This window comes from Mycobacterium sp. (assembly GCF_032161845.1).
GTDB lineage: Bacteria > Actinomycetota > Actinomycetes > Mycobacteriales > Mycobacteriaceae > Mycobacterium.
Genome location: NZ_JAVRQA010000363.1, coordinates 17772 through 35377 on the forward strand (window position 1 = coordinate 17772; position 17606 = coordinate 35377).

The 17606-nt window shown below is 67.3% G+C and carries 18 protein-coding genes; 12 read left to right on the plus strand and 6 right to left on the minus strand.

Features of this window, described 5'->3' with window-relative positions; all coding sequences use genetic code 11:
• Positions 1–17 precede the first annotated feature (17 nt).
• The 3 genes from QOD90_RS19650 (at position 18) to QOD90_RS19660 (ending at position 3197) form a co-directional block, all read left to right on the plus strand.
• Entirely contained in the window at positions 18–782 is a 765-nt protein-coding gene (locus tag QOD90_RS19650; RefSeq protein WP_526352503.1) for an SDR family NAD(P)-dependent oxidoreductase, read from the plus strand.
• Between the two features lie 22 nt (positions 783–804).
• On the plus strand, positions 805–1326 hold the full coding sequence (locus tag QOD90_RS19655; RefSeq protein WP_526352504.1) for a DoxX family protein: 522 nt from the start codon (positions 805–807) through the stop codon (positions 1324–1326).
• A 131-nt stretch (positions 1327–1457) separates the two neighbouring features.
• Positions 1458–3197 carry a DUF3556 domain-containing protein gene (locus QOD90_RS19660; RefSeq protein WP_526352505.1) on the plus strand — a complete coding sequence of 580 codons (1740 nt, stop codon included), beginning with the start codon at positions 1458–1460 and terminating at the stop codon, positions 3195–3197.
• Here QOD90_RS19660 and QOD90_RS19665 read toward each other — a convergent pair.
• Entirely contained in the window at positions 3187–3984 is a 798-nt protein-coding gene (locus tag QOD90_RS19665; protein WP_526352506.1) for a FadR/GntR family transcriptional regulator, read from the minus strand. The two genes, QOD90_RS19660 and QOD90_RS19665, sit on opposite strands and share 11 nt — an antisense overlap.
• Positions 3985–4200: 216 nt before the next feature.
• Between QOD90_RS19665 and QOD90_RS19670 the strand changes: the two genes are divergently transcribed.
• From QOD90_RS19670 to QOD90_RS19680, 3 genes are read left to right on the plus strand one after another with little or no spacing between them, the layout of a single operon-like run.
• Positions 4201–5346 carry a thiolase family protein gene (locus QOD90_RS19670; RefSeq protein ID WP_526352507.1) on the plus strand — a complete coding sequence of 382 codons (1146 nt, stop codon included), beginning with the start codon at positions 4201–4203 and terminating at the stop codon, positions 5344–5346.
• Positions 5343–6149 (plus strand): enoyl-CoA hydratase/isomerase family protein, encoded by an 807-nt coding sequence (locus QOD90_RS19675; protein WP_526352508.1) that lies wholly within the window; start codon positions 5343–5345, stop codon positions 6147–6149. Before QOD90_RS19670 ends, QOD90_RS19675 begins: the two co-directional genes overlap by 4 nt.
• A 10-nt stretch (positions 6150–6159) precedes the next feature.
• Positions 6160–7302 carry an acyl-CoA dehydrogenase family protein gene (locus QOD90_RS19680; protein WP_526352509.1) on the plus strand — a complete coding sequence of 381 codons (1143 nt, stop codon included), beginning with the start codon at positions 6160–6162 and terminating at the stop codon, positions 7300–7302.
• 58 nt (positions 7303–7360) lie between these two features.
• Here QOD90_RS19680 and QOD90_RS19685 read toward each other — a convergent pair whose 3' ends face one another.
• Positions 7361–8077 (minus strand): fasciclin domain-containing protein, encoded by a 717-nt coding sequence (locus QOD90_RS19685; RefSeq protein ID WP_526352510.1) that lies wholly within the window; start codon positions 8075–8077, stop codon positions 7361–7363.
• Positions 8078–8158: 81 nt separating this feature from the next.
• Positions 8159–9508: an MFS transporter gene (locus QOD90_RS19690; RefSeq protein ID WP_526352511.1), complete on the minus strand. Its 1350-nt coding sequence runs from the start codon at positions 9506–9508 to the stop codon at positions 8159–8161.
• Between the two features lie 39 nt (positions 9509–9547).
• On the opposite strand from QOD90_RS19690, the gene QOD90_RS19695 reads away from it, so the two are divergent.
• Genes QOD90_RS19695 through QOD90_RS19710 form a run of 4 tightly spaced genes read left to right on the plus strand, consistent with a single transcriptional unit; the run spans position 9548 to position 12927 of the window.
• Entirely contained in the window at positions 9548–10513 is a 966-nt protein-coding gene (locus tag QOD90_RS19695; protein ID WP_526352512.1) for a GlxA family transcriptional regulator, read from the plus strand.
• A gap of 24 nt (positions 10514–10537) precedes the next feature.
• The gene (locus QOD90_RS19700) at positions 10538–11062 is read left to right on the plus strand and encodes a gamma carbonic anhydrase family protein (RefSeq protein ID WP_526352513.1); all 525 of its coding nucleotides are present in this window, start codon (positions 10538–10540) and stop codon (positions 11060–11062) included.
• Between the two features lie 24 nt (positions 11063–11086).
• Positions 11087–12232: an NAD(P)H-binding protein gene (locus QOD90_RS19705; RefSeq protein WP_526352514.1), complete on the plus strand. Its 1146-nt coding sequence runs from the start codon at positions 11087–11089 to the stop codon at positions 12230–12232.
• Positions 12175–12927 (plus strand): CPBP family intramembrane glutamic endopeptidase, encoded by a 753-nt coding sequence (locus QOD90_RS19710; RefSeq protein WP_526352515.1) that lies wholly within the window; start codon positions 12175–12177, stop codon positions 12925–12927. The genes QOD90_RS19705 and QOD90_RS19710 overlap by 58 nt, the downstream gene beginning before the upstream one ends.
• A 4-nt stretch (positions 12928–12931) precedes the next feature.
• Here QOD90_RS19710 and tet(V) read toward each other — a convergent pair whose 3' ends face one another.
• The 3 genes from tet(V) to QOD90_RS19725 form a co-directional block, all read right to left on the minus strand.
• Complete coding sequence (gene tet(V), locus QOD90_RS19715; RefSeq protein WP_526352535.1) at positions 12932–14185, minus strand: tetracycline efflux MFS transporter Tet(V); 1254 nt, start codon at positions 14183–14185, stop codon at positions 12932–12934.
• 80 nt (positions 14186–14265) lie between these two features.
• On the minus strand, positions 14266–14616 hold the full coding sequence (locus tag QOD90_RS19720; RefSeq protein WP_526352516.1) for a type II toxin-antitoxin system HicB family antitoxin: 351 nt from the start codon (positions 14614–14616) through the stop codon (positions 14266–14268).
• 168 nt (positions 14617–14784) lie between these two features.
• Complete coding sequence (locus QOD90_RS19725) at positions 14785–15594, minus strand: enoyl-CoA hydratase/isomerase family protein (protein WP_526352517.1); 810 nt, start codon at positions 15592–15594, stop codon at positions 14785–14787.
• Between the two features lie 107 nt (positions 15595–15701).
• On the opposite strand from QOD90_RS19725, the gene QOD90_RS19730 reads away from it, so the two are divergent.
• Positions 15702–16805 (plus strand): CaiB/BaiF CoA transferase family protein, encoded by a 1104-nt coding sequence (locus tag QOD90_RS19730; RefSeq protein ID WP_526352518.1) that lies wholly within the window; start codon positions 15702–15704, stop codon positions 16803–16805.
• Between the two features lie 44 nt (positions 16806–16849).
• A complete protein-coding gene (locus QOD90_RS19735; RefSeq protein WP_526352519.1) occupies positions 16850–17602 on the plus strand; it encodes a 3-hydroxyacyl-CoA dehydrogenase in 753 nt (250 codons plus the stop codon).
• Positions 17603–17606: the final 4 nt, after the last annotated feature.

A 17606-nucleotide genomic window follows, 5' to 3' on the forward strand; every position in this document is an offset into this window, starting at 1 on the left:
TCACTACTAGTGGACTTATGAACCCAAACAGTACGCGGCTGCAGGGCCGCACAGCGCTCGTCACCGGATCGACCGGAGGCCTCGGCGTCGCGATCGCGCGGGCGCTCGCCGCCGATGGCGCGTTCGTCGTCGTCTCTGGCCGCGACGAGCGACGGGGAGACGACGTCGTCGCCGACATTCGGTCCAGCGGGGGAGCGGCTGCCTTCGTCGTCGCTGATCTGGCCGGCGGCGGTGGTGCCGCGCGCGATCTCGCCGAACGAGCCACCCGGGCCGCGGGCGGTCGGCTAGACGTGCTGGTCAACAATGCCGCCACCCTGCTGATGCCCGCACCGACCGCCGAGGTCTCCGAACCCGAGATTCGAGAGACGTTCGGCGTCAACGTCTTCGCCCCCTTCCTACTGACGGGACTGCTCGCCCCGGCGATGGTCGAGCGGGGCGACGGCGTCATCGTCAACATCGGGTCCATCGCCGGCTTGCGCGGCTCCGCCGGCTCCGCACTGTATGCGGCACACAAAGCCGTCATCCACTCGTTCACGAAGTCCTGGGCGGACGAATACGGCCCGTCGGGGGTGCGGGTCAACGCGGTGGCGCCGGGCCCGATCTCCACGGCGCGCCAAGTCGAATTCGCCGAACACGTCGCACCGCTGCTCGCACGGGTTCCGTCGCGCCGCGCGAGCACGCCCGAGGAGGTGGCGGCCACGGTGGTGTTCCTGGCCTCCGACGACGCCGCCAACATCCACGGCGCGATTCTCAATATCGACGGCGGGTGGTCAGCCGTTTAACAGATCATCTACATTTTGTTACGTGACGACTGCCTACGACTTCGCCATCCTTCTGCTGCGCGTGGTGCTCGGCCTGACCATGGCCGCCCACGGCTACAACAAGTTCTTCGGCAAGGGCGGCCTGGCGGGCACGGCCGGCTGGTTCGACGGCATGGGGATGAAGCCGGGGATCTTCCACGCCCGCGTCGCCGCGACCACCGAGATGTCGGCGGGCATCGGGCTCGCGCTCGGGCTGCTTACCCCGGTGCCCGCGGCGGGCTTCGTCGCGCTGATGTTCGTGGCGGCATGGACCGTGCACCGGCACAACGGCTTCTTCATCGTCAAGGAGGGCTGGGAGTACAACCTGATCCTCGCGGTGTCGGCGGTCGCCATCGCAGGTCTCGGTGCAGGCAAGTTCAGCCTGGACTACGTCCTGTTTCATGGCAGCGCACTGTGGTGCTACGTGCAGGGCTGGGGCGGACTTCTGATCGCCGTCGTGCTCGGGCTGGCCGGCGGCATCGGTCAGCTGGCGATCTTCTACCGGCCGCCAGCGCCGAAGGACTAATCCCCTAGCGCAACCACCCTCGGCGAGCAGACGCAAAATGCCCTCATCCGCGCCATTTCAGGGCCCTTTGCGTCTGCTCGTGAAGGGGAAAGCGGCCCAGCGAAACAGGAACACGTTCTAGTCTGGCCCGCATGGGATTCCTCAAGCCCGACCTACCAGTGGTCGACTTCGCCGAATGGAGCAAGGGCAACCGTGCCGAGCGGATCCGACCGCTCGCCCGCCACTGGGCCGAGGTCGGGTTCGGCACACCGGTGGTGCTGCACCTGTTCTACGTCGTCAAGATTCTGCTGTACGTCCTCGGCGGCGCGGCAGTTGCCCTCGCCACCAAGGGCATTGACGGTTTCACCAGCGTGGCGTCCTGGTACGACGAGCCGATCGTGTTCCAGAAGGTCGTGCTGTACACGATGCTCTTCGAGGTCGTCGGCCTCGGGTGTGGCTTCGGGCCGCTCAACAACCGCTTCTTCCCGCCGATGGGGTCGATCCTCTACTGGTTGCGCCCGGGCACCATCCGGCTGCCACCGTGGCCAAGCCGCATCCCGCTGACCCGCGGGACGGCCCGCACGCCCTTGGACGCCCTGCTCTACGCGGCGTTGCTGGTGGTGCTGCTGGTCGCTCTCCTGTCCGATGGCACCGGGCCCATCGCCGCGCTCGGCACGACGGTCGGCATCCTGCCGATGTGGCAGATCTGGACGATTCTGGGACTGCTGGCCGTCGCGGGCCTTCGGGACAAGGTGATCTTCCTGGCCGCCCGCGGTGAGGTGTACGCGTCGTTCACGGTGGCGTTCCTCTTCGGTGGGGTCGACATGATCATCGCCGCGAAGCTGGTGTGTCTGGTCATCTGGATCGGCGCGGCCACCTCGAAGCTCAACAAGCACTTCCCGTTCGTCATCTCGACGATGATGTCGAACAGTCCGTTGGTGCGGACCCGCTCGTTCAAGCGGATGTTCTTCGAGAAGTTCCCCGACGACTTGCGGCCGGGTCGGGTGTCGCGGTTCGTCGCACACTTCAGCACCGCGATCGAGGGGCTGGTGCCGCTCGCGCTGTTCTTCTCGCATGGCGGCTGGCCGACGGCGATCGCCGCGTTCGTGATGCTGTGCTTCCACTTCGGCATCTTGTCGTCGATTCCGATGGGGGTGCCGCTGGAGTGGAACGTCTTCATGATGTTCAGCGTGCTCGCGCTGTTCGTCGGGCACGCGGGCATCGGCCTCGCCGATCTGACCAGCCCGCTGCCGATCCTTCTGTTCGCCGTCGTCGCGGGCACCGTGGTCTTCGGAAACCTGTTCCCGCGCAAGGTTTCCTTCCTCCCGGGCATGCGCTACTACGCGGGTAACTGGGACACCACCCAGTGGTGCATGAAGCCGTCGGCCGAGGCGAAGATCAACGCGGGCCTGGTGGCGATCGCGAGCATGCCGCAGTCGCAGGTCGAGCGCATCTACGGCAGCCCCGAGCAGGCACTCGTCATGCTGCATTCGGGCTACGCGTTCCGGGCGATGAACACCCACGGCCGAGCGCTGTTCACGCTGGTGCACCGCGCCATGGCGGACGGCAACGAAGCCGACTACGTCATCACCGAGGGGGAACGGCTGTGCAGCACCGCGATCGGCTGGAACTTCGGCGACGGCCACATGCACAACGAGCAGCTGATCGCCGCGATGCAGGAGCGGTGCCACTTCGAGCCCGGCGAGGTGCGGGTGGTGCTGCTCGACGCGCAGCCCATTCACAAACAGCAGCAGGAGTACCGGCTGGTCGACGCCGCCACCGGCGAGTTCGAGCGGGGATACGTGCGGGTTGCCGACATGGTCACGCGTCAGCCGTGGGCCGACGACGTTCCCGTCCACGTCACGTGGTCGGCGGACACCGCTACTGCATGACGTCGCGGACCTTGACGTCCTCGAGGCCCTTCAGCAGTAGGTCGCGCGCAGCGTCGAGATGCCTTCGCCAATGGGACTCGGCGGCGGCGCCGTCGCCCGCGCGCAGCAGCGTCAACAGCCGCCGGTAGGACCGCATCAGCTTGTCGTATTCGGCCTTGGACACTTCGCGGTGTTCCTTGATGGCGAATGCCGTGTGCCGCACCGTGATCTCGTGGAGCATGCCGGCAATGATCGTGAGGGTGGCGTTGCCGGAGGACTCCACTATTCGGCGGTGGAACTCGCCCGTCGCCTCGGCGAGGCGACCGGCTTCCCACCCGGCCGGAACGTCGTTGGCGAGGATCTCGTCCAGCTCGTCGAACTGTTCGGGCGTTCCCGACTCCGCCAAGACGCGAACCGCGATCGGTTCGACACCTGAGCGCGCCACCAGGACGTCGGCAATCGTCGCGCCGGACAGTTCGAGTAGCAGGCCTGCGGGCCGTGCGACGATCTCCGGGCCCGGCACCCGGACGCGTGCGCCCGTGCGCGAGCCGCGCCGGACCTCGACAAGCCGCTCGGACTCCAGCACTCGCACCGCTTCGCGCAGCGTCGGCCTGCTGACCCCGAAGTGCGTCATGAGCTCGGCCTCGTTGGGCAGGAAGTCGCCGTCGGTGAGCTGGCCGTCCACCACCATCCGACGAAGCGTTCCTGCGACGAGTTCAGCGGTCTTGGGAGAGCGGATCGCCGTACCGCCGCGTTGTGCGACGGCATCCGGCCCCATCATGGGTGCCAAAGGCGTGTTGCGAGCCAACGGAGTCTCCAGGGATTCGTGCGGCCGGCTGTCGCCGGTTGTGGTTGTACAACTCAGTAAACCATGTGGACGCTGCGGGAAGCGTCGCCGCTGAGGCGTGCCCTACCAACCAGTAAGTTGACCTAGTAAACCTACTCTTCTACGTTCGGGAGTAGCCACCATCGGAGTTGCTGGTTCGATCAGCGCCGATTCAACCCCACTCAGAGGAGATGTCCCATGGCTGAAGCCGTCATCGTAGAAGCGGTCCGATCACCTGTCGGCAAGCGCAACGGCGGTCTTTCCGGCGTTCACCCCGGTGAGTTGTCGGCGCAGGTGCTCAACGGCCTGGTCCAGCGGGCAGGGATCGATCCCGCGCTGGTCGACGACGTCATCTGGGGCTGTGTCATGCAGGCTGGCGAGCAGGCGCTGGACATCGCCCGTACCGCGGTGCTGGCGGCCGGCTGGCCGGAGAGCGTCCCAGGGGTGACCGTGGACCGGCAGTGCGGGTCGAGCCAGCAGTCAGTGCACTTCGCCGCGGCAGGCGTGGTGGCGGGCCACTACGACGTCGTCGTCGCCGGCGGCGTTGAGTCGATGTCACGCACCCCGATGGGCGCCTCGCTGGCCAACGGCGGGCATCCCTATCCAGAGGCCTTCCGTGCCCGCTACACGCAAACCCCCAACCAGGGCACGGGCGCGGAGATGATCGCCGAGCAGTGGGGCTTCGATCGCACCGCACTCGACCAGTTCTCCCTCGGCTCGCACGAGAAAGCCGCTGCCGCACAGGATGCCGGTGCATTCGACGATCAGATCGTCGGGATCAAGGACCAGGACGGCAACCCGGTGCTGAAGGACGAGGGCATCCGCCGCGGCGGAACGGTCGAGAAGATGGCGACCATCAAGCCGGCATTCAAGGAAGACGGCGTCATTCACGCGGGCAACGCGTCGCAGATCTCCGATGGCTCCGCCGCACTGCTGTTCATGTCGGCCGAGAAGGCGAAGTCCTTGGGACTCAAGCCACTTGCGCGCGTCCACTCGGTGGCACTGGCGGGTGCTGATCCCGTCATCATGCTCACCGCGCCGATCCCGGCCACCCAGAAGGTACTCAAGCGCTCGGGCCTGTCGGTCGACGAGATCGGTGTCTTCGAGGTGAACGAGGCGTTCGCGCCCGTACCGCTGGCCTGGCTCAAGGACATCGGTGCCGACGAGAAGAAGCTCAACCCCAACGGTGGCGCGATCGCGCTCGGTCACCCGCTCGGTGGCTCGGGTGCGCGAATCATGACGACGATGCTTTATCACATGCGGGACAAGGGGATTCAGTACGGTCTGCAGACCATGTGCGAAGGCGGCGGGCAGGCCAACGCCACCATCCTCGAGCTGCTGTGACAGCTGATCCCCAGACGGACGCGCCCGCCGTTCTCACCGAGCGGCGGGGCAACGTCCTCGTCATCACGCTGAACCGGCCGGCGGCACGCAACGCCGTCAACGCCGCGGTGAGCACCGGTCTTGGCCGGGCCATGGACCGGGCGCAGCAGGATCCTGACGTCCGCGTCGTCGTCATCACCGGCGCGGGCGACCGATCCTTCTGCGCAGGAGTCGATCTGAAGGCGCTGGCCAGGGGTGAGAACGTGATGGACCCCGAGCATCCCGAATGGGGCTTCGGCGGGTATGTCCAGCACTTCATCGACAAGCCGACCATTGCGGCGGTCAACGGCGCCGCGCTCGGCGGGGGAACCGAGCTGGCCCTCGCCAGCGATCTCGTCGTCGCCGGAGAGAGCGCGAAATTCGGTCTCCCAGAGGTGAAGCGCGGTCTGATCGCCGCCGCGGGCGGAGTGTTCCGCATCGTCGAGCAGCTGCCGCGCAAGGTGGCCCTTGAGCTGATGTTCACCGGTGAACCGATGACATCTGCCGACGCGCTGAGATGGGGCTTGATCAACGACGTCGTGCCTGACGGCACCGAACTCGACGCGGCGCTCGCACTCGCTGGGCGAATCACCGGCAATGCGCCGTTGGCGGTCCAGGCCAGCAAGCGGGTGGCCCACGGTGTCGACGACGGCGTCATCACGGGCGACGAGCCCGGCTGGAGACGGACCATGCGTGAGATCGGCGGAGTGTTGCGCTCCGAGGACGCCAAGGAGGGACCGCTGGCCTTCGCGGAGAAGCGTCAGCCCGTATGGAAGGCACGGTAGGAGAACGAACATGAAGCGACTGGTTTTCGAAGAAGAGCACGAACAGCTGCGGGCGACCGCGCGGCAGTTCCTGGAGAAGGAGTGCGCGCCGCACGCCGAGAAGTGGGAGAGCGAGCGCCTCGTCGACCGTGAATCCTACGTCGCCGCAGGCAAATACGGCCTGATCGGGTTCAACCTGCCGGAGAAGTTCGGTGGTGGCGGTGTCGACGACTTCCGGTTCAACGCCGTCATCGTCGAAGAGTTCTCGAAGTATGGGGCCGCCACGCCGGGGCTGAGCCTGCAGAACGACATCGTCGGCCCCTACTTCGTGAACCTGGCCAACTCCGAGCAGCAGGAGCGGTGGCTGCCCGGCTACATCACCGGCGAGCTGATCGGGGCCGTCGCGATGACCGAGCCCGGCGCAGGCAGCGACCTCGCGGGCATCAAGACCTCGGCCGTCCGTGACGGAGACGACTGGATCCTCAACGGCTCCAAGACCTTCATCTCCGCGGGTATCAACTCCGACCTCGTCGTGGTGGTGGCCCGCACCAACCCGGACGCCGGCCACAAGGGCTTCTCACTGCTCGTCGTCGAGCGCGGCATGGAGGGCTTCACCCGCGGCCGCAAGCTCGACAAGATGGGCCTGCACTCCGCCGATACCGCCGAGCTGCACTTCGAGAACGTTCGGGTGCCAGGGGCGAACCTGCTTGGCGAGGAGGGTAAGGGCTTCTATCACCTGATGACGAACCTGCCGTCCGAGCGCCTGTCCATCGCCGTGGCGGCCATCGCCGGCGCCCGCGCGACGTTCGGCGAAACGCTGCAATACGTCAAGGACCGCAAGGCCTTTGGGCAACCGATCGGCAGTTTCCAGCACAACCGGTTCGTGATGGCCGAGTTGGATACCGAGCTCGAGATCGGCGAGCAGTACATCGACCGGTGCCTGCGGGCCGTCGTCGACGGCGAGCTGACCGCCGTGCAGGCGTCCAAGGCGAAGTGGTGGTGCACCGAGCTGAACAAGCGGGTCGTCGATGCGTGCGTGCAGCTGCACGGCGGCTACGGCTACATGAACGAGTACAAGGTTGCCCGCGACTACGTAGACGTCCGCATCCAGACGATCTTCGGTGGCACGACCGAGATCATGAAGGAGATCATCGGCCGCGACTTGGGCCTATAACCAAGCGATTTCGGCGCGCTGATCTACAGAACCGCGCGCCGAAATCGTGAAGGTGAGATTAGCCGGCGGGGGCTGGCTCGGTCGTGGTGGTGGCGGCGCTGGTCGGGGCCAACGGCTTACCAGTGCCCGCGAACGACGTCGTCGGCGTGATCGGCGCCGGCGGCGAGTTGGGGTCGAGCACCGTGTCGATGATGTAGATCCGGGCGTTGGCAGCCTGGATGGCGCCGCAGATCACCTTGGCGGTGTCGTTGACCTTGATGTCGCCGTCCTTGCCGGACACCTTGATGTCCGCGCCCTGCTGCGTCGGGCGCTGGCCCGCCACGTCGCCGGGGCCCAGCAGGCCGAGGAAGACGTGGTAGTAGTCCAGCTTGCTCAGCGCCGCGGGATCCGACTTCAGCGTCTCCAGCTCGGCGGGATCCAGCTTGGCGAACGCATCGTTGTTCGGTGCGAACACCACGTACGGACCGTTCTCGAGAACGGGCAGGATGTTGACGGCGGGATCGAGACCACCGTTGATCGCGGCGGTGAACGTGCTCAGCGACGGAATCTTGGCGAGCACCTGCCCCACGGGCAGCGTGTTGAAGCTTGCCGTCGTGTTCGGTGCGATCTCGGCGCGCAACGGATCGCAGTTGCCCTGCGGGTCCGGCGGCGGCTTGACCGTGGCGGTCTCCGTCGGTGGTGGGTCTGCCTGGGCGGTGATCGCCAAGGGCAGCGACACGGCGATCGCGGCGATCGCGGCGGAAACTCCTATGGCTCGACTGGTGCGAGTCTTCACTTTCGGCTCCTCAACATGGGTGATCGCGCCGCCCAGAGCCCGACTCTCATGGCGACGCCTGTGGAAGCGTAAAGGCTCAGATCACGAATCGGCAAAGCCAAGGTTCTCCGCGACCGGTTCCTGACCGGCGCTGACCTGGCTTTTCCGCACGTTCAGACAGAGTATTGCCGCGACGGCACACAACCCCGAGGCGAGATAGAACGCCACGTCGTAGTTGCCCTGCAGGTCGCGCAACCAGCCGGCGCCTGCGGCGGCGACGGCGGCTCCGAGCTGATGCGAGGCGAACACCCAACCGAACACCACCGGCGTGCGGGCACCGAAGTAGCGACGGCACAGCACGATCGTCGGCGGCACGGTCGCTACCCAGTCCAGCCCGTAGAAGATGACGAACACCCAGGTGCTCGGTTCCGCCTGCGGAGAAAGCAGGGACGGCAGGAGCAGCAGCGAGATTCCGCGGCCCGTGTAGTAGACGACGAGCAGCAACCGCGGATCGACGCGGTCGGTCAACCACCCGGAGAAGATGGTCCCCGCGACGTCGAGGATGCCGATCGTCGCGAGCAGGCCGGCCGCCACGGTGGTGGGCATGCCGTGATCGTTGGCGGCGGGGATGAAGTGGGTTCCGATGAGTCCGTTGGTCGTCATTCCGCAGATCGCGAAGCTGCCCGCGAGCAGCCAGAACGCCGGCACCCGCGCACCGATCCGCAGGCCGTCGAAGGCCGCGCGGAAGCTGCCTGTAGGCACGACGGCGGGGGTGCTGGTGGTGGCTCCGTAGGCGGTGAGTCCCTTGTCCCGCGGGTCGTTGCGCATGAAGATCAGCACCAGCGGCACGACGCTCAGCGCGGCGGCCGCGACGATCAGCGAGGCCATCCGCCAACCGTGGCGGGTGGTGACCTCGGCGATGACGGGCAGGAAGATCAGCTGGCCCGTCGCGCTGGCCGCGGTAAGGACGCCGGTGACCAAACCGCGCCGCTCCTCGAACCAGCGGGTCGCGATCGTCGCCACGAAGCCCATCGAGATCGAACCCGTGCCGACGCCGACGAGCACGCCCCACAGCAGCACCAGCTGCCAACTGGTCGTCATCGTCACGGATAGGGCCGAGCCGGCCGAGATCAAGGCCAACGCCACCGTCAGCACCGGGCGCACCCCGAAGCGGTCCATGAGGGCGGCGGCGAAGGGTGCGGTGAGCCCGAACAGCGTCATGTTGACCGACATGGCCAGCCCGACCGTGCCGTGCGACCAGCCGAACTCGTGATGCAGCGGGTTCATCATCACGCCCGGGACCGAGCGGAAGCCCGCAGCACCGAGGATGGCGATGAAGCTCACCGCGGCGACCACCCAGGCCCAGTGCAGGCGGGGACGCGTCGTTTCGTCTTTGGCGGTAACCGTCACCGCATCACTGTGCTGGCCAGAGGACGTCGACGCCAGTGGCATGAATGCCACCAATCATCAAGAACGTGCCAAGATGGAACGATGGCTCCCGCACACCGCGTCGCCGTCCTGCTGCTGCCTCCGGTCGTGGGGTTCGACGCATCGATACCGCCGATGTTGTTCGGCGCCGCCGTGGACGACGAAGGTGCACCGCTCTACGACGTCGTGGTCTGCGGCCTCGACGATCAACCGGTGGCCACCACCAACGGTTACGCGATGCTGCCCGCCGCGGGCCCGGACGCGTTGGCCACCGCCGACACCGTCGTCATCCCCGGCACCCGCTACCCGTCGGCGCGCAACGACGGTGTGCTGACGCCACTCGCCCTTGGTGTGTTGGACCGGGTCCGCCCCGGGACGCGACTGGTGTCCATCTGCACCGGCGCGTTCGTCCTCGCCGCGGCGGGCTACCTCGACGGGCGTCGCGCGACCACGCACTGGAAGTTCGCGGACGACCTTCGCCGGCTGCATCCGCAGATCGACGTGGACGAGAACGTCCTCTTCGTCGATGACGGCGACGTGCTGACGTCCGCCGGTCTGGCCGCGGGAATCGACTTGTGTCTGCACGTCATTCGCTCCGACCACGGCTCGCAGGTCGCCAACGCGGTGGCGCGGTACTGCGTCGTGCCGCCGTGGCGGGAGGGCGGACAGGCGCAGTTCATCGACCGTCACCTGCCCGTGCAGGACGATGCCTCCACCGCGGCGACCCGAGCGTGGGCGCTTCGGCACCTCGACGGAGAACTGAGCGTCGGGAAGCTGGCCAGGCACGCCCACATGAGCCAGCGCACCTTCAATCGACGTTTCCGGGAGGAGACCGGTCAGGCCCCCGGCACGTGGATCCGAAACCGGCGAGTCGATCACGCCCGCGAGCTGCTGGAGTCGCGGGATCTCCCCGTCGACGAGGTGGCCCGACTCGCGGGGTTGGGCTCGGGCGCCAATCTGCGCCACCACCTGCGCCGCGGCGTCGGCATGTCACCGTCGAGTTATCGCAAGGTCTATCAAGGTGCTTGACCGGTTCCCGTTAGGATTTCGGCCATGCCAGAGCCGCTGATCCTGTCCATCAACGGTCGCGCGCCGCAGCTGCACGCGGAATCGTGGGTGGCGCCCAACGCCACCGTCATCGGCCCCGTGACGCTGGCCGCCAAGGCGAGCGTCTGGTACGGCGCGATCCTGCGGGCCGAGTTCGAACCGATCGAGATCGGCGAAGGTTCCAACCTCCAAGACAACGTGACGGTGCACGTCGATCCCGGCTTCCCGGCCAGCATCGGGGCGGGCGTCAGCGTCGGTCACAACGCAGTTCTGCATGGCTGCACCGTCGAGGACGGCTGCCTGATCGGGATGGGCGCGGTCATTCTCAACGGGGCCCACATCGGGGCCGGGTCGCTGGTCGCAGCGGGCGCCGTCGTGGCTCAGGGGGCGGTGATTCCGCCGGGCTCCTTGGTGGCGGGGGTGCCAGGCAAGGTCCGGCGCGAGCTGACCGCCGACGAGGTGGCAGGCAATCGCACCAACGCCCAGGTCTACGAGCACCTGAGTGACGTGCACCGCACTGCGATCGAATAGCGCCCGCGCGGGTACCTACCTACGGTGAACCACATGCGCACACTCGTCACCGGCGCGACCGGCTATGTCGGCTCGCGGCTGGTGGCCACCCTGCTCGGGGCGGGGCACCAGGTGACCGTGGCCAGTCGCAGCCCCGAGCGTCTCGGTGACTTCGGCTGGATCGACGACGTTCAACCCGTCATGCTCGACGCCGCCGATCCCGAGTCGGCGGCCAGTGCCTTTGGCGTCGCCGGCCCCATCGACGTCGTCTATTACCTCGTGCACGGCATCGGGCAGCCCGGGTACCGCGACGCCGACAACGCCGCGGCCGCCAACGTGGCGCGCGCCGCGAAGGAGGCAGGCGTCAAGCGCATCGTCTATCTGGGTGGTTTCGTGCCAGACGGTGACGACCTGTCCGAGCACCTGACCAGCCGCGCCGAGGTCGCCGAAGCGCTGACCATCGACGGGGGACCCGACGTGGTGTGGCTGGGCGCCGCCATCATCATCGGCGCGGGGTCGACGTCGTTCGAGATGCTGCGCGCCGTCGGCGATCGCTTCCTGCTGATTCCCATGCCGCCGTGGGCGGACAACCCGTTGGACCCGATCTCGATCAGCGACGTGCTCCACTACCTGTTGGCCGCCGCGGACGCGGAGCGCGTGCCCGCGGGGTCCTACGACATCCGCGGTCCCGAGACGACTACCTACGGCGACCTGCTGCGAACCTATGCGCGCGTGTCGGGCTTGTGGCGCAGTGGAGTGCCGGTGCCCGATCTGAACATGGGCTTGGTGTCGCAGGTGGCCGCGCTGTTCGTTCCGGTGCCGCGCGCTCTGGCAGCGGATCTCGTTGAGTCACTTGACTATCCGATGACTGCCTCCAATGACGGTTTGGAGGGGTTGGTGCCCGATCCGCCCGGCGGCCCGGTAAGTATCGACGATGCGATCAGGTTGTCTCTGTCGGGTCACCGACGGTTGCCCGTCGACCGACTGGCCGACCCGCACCACCTCGCCGACACCGACCCTTACTGGGCGGGTGGTGACGTCAGTCGAATCCGCAACCTGGCGTCGATGGTCACGCCGTCAATCGCCCATCCCGCGCTCGGCCTGCTCTGCGCCATCCCCGGTCCCGTCGCCGGATGGGTGCGGACGGGCCTGGACACGGTGATCGGACTGGCACCGAAGGGAATCTCGTGACGGGATTTCTCGCCGAGATCGGTTCGATCGCCGCAACCCCTGCCGCGCCTCACGACGAGCCGCCGGCACTGGTGCGCAGGCGCCGCATCGTCGTGGTCGTGGTGCTGATCATCGGCGCGACGCTGCTCGGGATCTCCCTGCGGAGCACGCCCGGTCAGACGTCGTTCTACGTCCTGACGCTCGCGCTGGCCGCGGTGTGGGCGATCGGCGCCAGGCTCTCCGGTCCTCTGCACCTCGGGTGCGTGACGTTCCGGGGCAAGCTGCGGAGGCCGGTGCTGACCGGCGCAGGCATCGGCGTGGCGCTGGGTGCGGTGTTCATCGTCGGTGGGCTGGTGTGCCGCGAGATCGGTCCGGTTCGCGACTACATCGTTCAGGTGCTCGAGTACGCCGACTACGGTGCCCTGTGGCTGGTCGTGCTGATCACCGTGATCAACGGTGTCGCGGAGGAGATGTTCTTCCGTGGTGCGCTCTACAGTTCGCTCGGCAGATTCCATCCCGAGGTGGTGTCGACGATCGTGTATGCCCTGGCCGTTTCGGCGGCCGGCAACCCGATGCTGGGGTTCGCCGGCATCATCCTCGGCGCGGTGTGCGCCTATGAGCGCCGAATCACCGGCGGCGTGCTCGCGCCCATGCTGACCCACTTCTTCTGGGGCCTCGTCATGGTGCTCGCACTGCCGCCGATGTTCGGCGTCTGACCGCCTAACGCAGCGGGTTGGCGATCTCGTCGCGGGGCATCCGCGCCGCGATCATCGCGATGGCGGCGAGGACGACCGGTACGACACCGGCCGCGAGGAAGATCGCCTGCATCGATACGACCTTCGACAGCGGCCCGGCGATCGCGAACGACACCGGCATGAACGCCAGCGAGACGAAGAAGTCCAGGCTAGACACGCGGCCCAACATCTCCCTCGGCACCCGCCGCTGCAGAAGCGTTCCCCAGATCACGCTGCCCGCACCGTCGGTGACGCCGACGATGAACGTCGCCAACGCCATCAGCGGGAACGACGACGTCCAGCCGACGATCGCCAGAGGCAGCGAGCCTGCGCCCCACATCACCATCATCACCGTCAGGTAGCGGCGTGGCAGCCGACCCGACGAGACCGTCAGCGCGCCGATCGCACTGCCAACCCCGAACGCCGCCAGGATGAAGCCGTACATCCGCGCGCCGTCGGCGAACCGATTCTGCGCGATGAACGGCAGCAGCACCTCGATCGGGCCGAGGACCACCAGCACGAAGATGCTGGCGAACAGCAGCGTCCACAGCAGCCAGGGTGTCCGCACCATGAAGCGGAATCCGTCGCGCATGTCGCGCAGTACGTGGGGGCGTTCCGGGTCCTGCTGGGCCACAGCGGTTTTCGCAGGCCGGGTGGCGACCAGCAGAGCAAGGCCCACGGCGAACAGCCCGGCCACCGCGAACGCGCCCAGTGCGGGGAACGTCACGCCGACCAGCACGCCCGCGACCGCAGGCCCAACGGCACGCTGGAACACCGGCCGGACGACGCCCTCGACGCCATTGGCGGCCAAGAGTTGGTCGGCGGGCAGAATCCGCGGCAGCATCGCGCTGTACGCGGGGAAGAAGAACGCCGCCGCGATGCCCAACGCCGCCGCCGCCGTGGCCATGTGCCAGATACGAAGCACGCCAAGCGAACTCAGTATCGCCACCGTAAGCACGACGGTGACGTTCACCGATTCCACGGCGATGATGATGGTGCGCTGATTGACCCGGTCCGCGGCGATACCGCCGACGAGGACGAACGCCACCAGGCCGGTGCCGAGACAGGTCGCCACCAGCGACAGCGACGCCGGGTCGTTGTCGAGCGCGATGACCTGCATCGCCATCACGACGGCCCACATGCCCTCGGCGAAGATCGAGATGGACAACGCACCGATCAACAGGCGGTACTCGCGGAAGCGGAAGGGTGCGAGCACGCGCCAGCCACCGGTGGGCTGCACCGGTTGCTTGAGGTCGAATTGCGTACTCACCAACCGATGGTGGCTGATGGACCCCTCTTTCGTCGAACGATTATTCGCGCTCAGAAGAATGGGTCGGTGGTGGCCAGCGGCCCCCGGCCGGCGAGTTTCTGGACCACCCAGTGGTTGAGAGAGACGCCCTGTTCGGCGGATTCGACCATCAGCCGCCCGTGCAGCATCGGCGATGTGCGCACGAGAAAGGTGCCGCTGTAGTGCCGGTCGGTGAGGGACGGGGGAGGGTCGGCGTCGTCCCTCTCGTAGTCCGCGATGATCGTGGCGACGTTCTCCGTCATCTGCGCGACCGCCTCGAGTGCAGTCGGTGCATGAGTGGACTCACACGGAAACTCGAGGCAGATGCCGACATAATCGCCTGACTCCATCGACCACTCGGCTCGGTAGGTGTAGTTCTTCATGACGCCGATCGTGGCGGGGCGCACCGACAAACCACGGCGTCGTCGACGACTCATCCCCAGGAGCAACCACACACCCGGTCTGAAACTTGTTATCACCGGCGATATCACATCGGCAGTGATATCGCCGGCGATATTGACTTTGAGAACGTATCGGTGGTCGGAGTCGCGTCAGGCGTCGGTGAAGGTGGCGGGCCTGCGCTGCTGGAACGCGGTGGTGCCCTCGCGGAAGTCGTCCGACGACAGCAGTGACAGCTGCCCCTCGGTCTCGCGCTCGAGTGCACCCTCGAGTTCGGTCAGCGTGGCGGCGTTGATGGCGTCCTTGGTTCTGCGCAGCGCGATGGCTGGGCCGGACTTGAGCGTCTCGATCACCGCCGTCACTTCGGCCTCCAGGTCGTCGGCCGAATACACCGCGCTCACCAGGCCGGCCGCCAACGCATCGGCCGCGGAGAGCCGTTCGGCAAGCAGGGCCATGCGCATCGCCCTGGTGCGACCGATCGCCGCAGCTACCAGCGCGGAGGCGCCGCCGTCGGGCATGAGCCCAATCTTGGTGAAGGCCAACAAGAAATAGGCCTTCTCGGAGGCCAGGATGACGTCCGCCGCGATCGCCAGCGAGACGCCGACCCCCGCGGCGGGGCCCTGCACCACGGAGACGACCGGTTTGGGCAGCGTCACGATCGAGCGGATGGCACGGTTCGCCGCGGCGAGCGTGTCCGACGGGGAGCCGTTGGCTCCAGGGTTCGCATGGTCTTCTGCGCTGATGCCCGCGCCGGAACTGAAGCCGCGACCCGCGCCGCCCAGCCGGACGACGCGCACTGCGGGGTCGGTGGCCGCGCGCTCCATGGAGTCGGCGATGGTGTCGAGCATCGCGGCCGTCAGTGAATTGAGGCTGTCGGGCCGGTTGAGCGTCACCACGAGCACCCCGTCGCTCAGGGTGACGGTGAGATCGTCGATGCCGGTGTAGGACTCGGTGGTGGTCATGGCCGCCTCTGTTCGAGCGAGCCTGAGGCCCGCAGTCAGTCGACTTGGTTATACAAGTAAGCTATGTCGCGGTCAACTGGAGTCGAACTGCTGGAGGGCGTGCAACGATGGCTGGACCACTGCAGGGATTGAGAGTCGTCGAGCTGGCCGGCATCGGCCCTGGGCCCCACGCGGCAATGATCCTCGGCGATCTCGGCGCCGACGTCGTGCGCATCGAGCGGCCCGGCAAGGGCGGCGGGGTGCCCGTCGGCAACCGAGACTCGATGTTGCGCAACCGTCGTTCGGTCGCCGCCGATCTGAAGAGCGACGAGGGCCGCGAGCTGGTGTTGCGGCTGATCTCGAAGGCCGACGTGCTGATCGAGGGCTATCGGCCCGGCGTGACCGAGCGTCTCGGGCTTGGCCCTGACGACTGCGCAAGGGTCAACGAACGTCTGATCTACGGCCGCATGACGGGCTGGGGTCAGACCGGGCCGCGGTCGCAGCAGGCCGGTCACGACATCAACTACATCTCGCTCAACGGGTTGCTGCACGCGGTCGGCCGCAAGGGTGAGCGGCCGGTGCCGCCGCTGAACCTCGCCGGTGACTTCGGCGGCGGATCGATGTTCTTGATCGTCGGAATCCTGTCCGCACTGTTCGAGCGCCACACCTCGGGCAAGGGTCAGGTCGTCGACGCCGCCATGATCGATGGCTCGAGCGTGCTGATGCAGATGATGTGGGGCTTCCGCGCCATGGGCATGTGGAGCGACGAGCGCGGCGCGAACATGCTCGACACGGGTGCGCCCTATTACGACACGTACGAGACCGCCGATGGAAAGTACGTCGCCGTCGGCGCGATCGAGCCGCAGTTCTACGCGCAACTGCTGGCGGGGCTCGGGCTAGATCCGGCCACGCTCCCCGGTCAGCACGATGCGGCGCGCGCCGAGGAACTGCGCGCGACGTTCACCACGGCCTTCGCCGCCCATGACCGCGACCACTGGGCGAAGGTGTTCAACGGCACCGACGCGTGCGTCACACCCGTCTTGAGCTTCGGCGAGGTCGAGACCGAGCCGCACATCACCGAGCGCGGGACCTTCTTCCACGATCACTCCGCCGACGGCGACAACTTGGAGCCCGCGCCGGCGCCGAGGTTCTCCCGCAGCGTGCCATCGACGCCAACGCCGCCCGGCGAGAAGGGCGCGGACACCGAGGCCGTCCTCCGGGACTGGGTATAGTCCCAACCAACCAGTGGGTTGAACTCCGAGAAGGGAATCGATCAGTGCAGATCAAAGACTCCGTAGCAGTCGTCACGGGAGGTGCGTCCGGACTGGGTCTGGCGACCACCAAACGGCTGCTGGACGCGGGCGGCAGCGTCGTCGTCATCGACCTCAAGGGCGAGGAAGTCGTCGCCGAATTGGGTGACCGCGCCAAGTTCGTCGCCGCGAACGTCACCGACGAGGACGCCGTCTCCAAGGCCCTCGACGTCGCCGAGTCGATGGGCCCGCTTCGCATCAACGTGAACTGCGCGGGCATCGGCAATGCGGTGAAGACGCTCGGCAAGACCGGCCCGTTCCCGCTGGACTGGTTCAACACAGTGATTCAGGTCAACCTGATCGGCACGTTCAACGTGCTGCGGCTCGCGGCCGAGCGGATCGCCAAGACCGAACCGATTGGCGAGGAGCGTGGCGTCATCGTCAACACCGCGTCCGTCGCCGCCTTCGATGGCCAGATCGGTCAGGCCGCGTACTCCGCGTCCAAGGGTGGTGTCGTCGGCATGACCCTGCCGATCGCGCGCGATCTGTCCCGCGAGCTGATCCGCGTCTGCACCATCGCCCCCGGCCTGTTCAAGACCCCGCTGCTGGCGGGACTGCCCGAAGAGGCCCAGCGCTCACTCGGGCAGCAGGTGCCGCATCCGGCCCGGCTCGGTGACCCCGACGAGTACGGGGCCCTGGCCCAGCACATCGTCGAGAACCCGATGCTCAACGGCGAAGTGATCCGTCTGGACGGCGCGATCCGCATGGCGCCCAGGTAGAGGA

What these genes read in the sequence shown, in the direction of transcription:
- QOD90_RS19725 (WP_526352517.1), bottom strand. Translation starts at nt 15,594, where the DNA reads ATGACCACCACCGAGTCCTACACCGGCATCGACGATCTCACCGTCACC.
- QOD90_RS19670 (WP_526352507.1), top strand. Translation starts at nt 4,201, where the DNA reads ATGGCTGAAGCCGTCATCGTAGAAGCGGTCCGATCACCTGTCGGCAAG.
- QOD90_RS19680 (WP_526352509.1), top strand. Translation starts at nt 6,160, where the DNA reads ATGAAGCGACTGGTTTTCGAAGAAGAGCACGAACAGCTGCGGGCGACC.
- QOD90_RS19660 (WP_526352505.1), top strand. Translation starts at nt 1,458, where the DNA reads ATGGGATTCCTCAAGCCCGACCTACCAGTGGTCGACTTCGCCGAATGG.
- QOD90_RS19700 (WP_526352513.1), top strand. Translation starts at nt 10,538, where the DNA reads ATGCCAGAGCCGCTGATCCTGTCCATCAACGGTCGCGCGCCGCAGCTG.
- QOD90_RS19690 (WP_526352511.1), bottom strand. Translation starts at nt 9,508, where the DNA reads ATGCCACTGGCGTCGACGTCCTCTGGCCAGCACAGTGATGCGGTGACG.
- QOD90_RS19695 (WP_526352512.1), top strand. Translation starts at nt 9,548, where the DNA reads ATGGCTCCCGCACACCGCGTCGCCGTCCTGCTGCTGCCTCCGGTCGTG.
- QOD90_RS19720 (WP_526352516.1), bottom strand. Translation starts at nt 14,616, where the DNA reads ATGAAGAACTACACCTACCGAGCCGAGTGGTCGATGGAGTCAGGCGAT.
- QOD90_RS19650 (WP_526352503.1), top strand. Translation starts at nt 18, where the DNA reads ATGAACCCAAACAGTACGCGGCTGCAGGGCCGCACAGCGCTCGTCACC.
- QOD90_RS19730 (WP_526352518.1), top strand. Translation starts at nt 15,702, where the DNA reads ATGGCTGGACCACTGCAGGGATTGAGAGTCGTCGAGCTGGCCGGCATC.
- QOD90_RS19710 (WP_526352515.1), top strand. Translation starts at nt 12,175, where the DNA reads ATGGGTGCGGACGGGCCTGGACACGGTGATCGGACTGGCACCGAAGGG.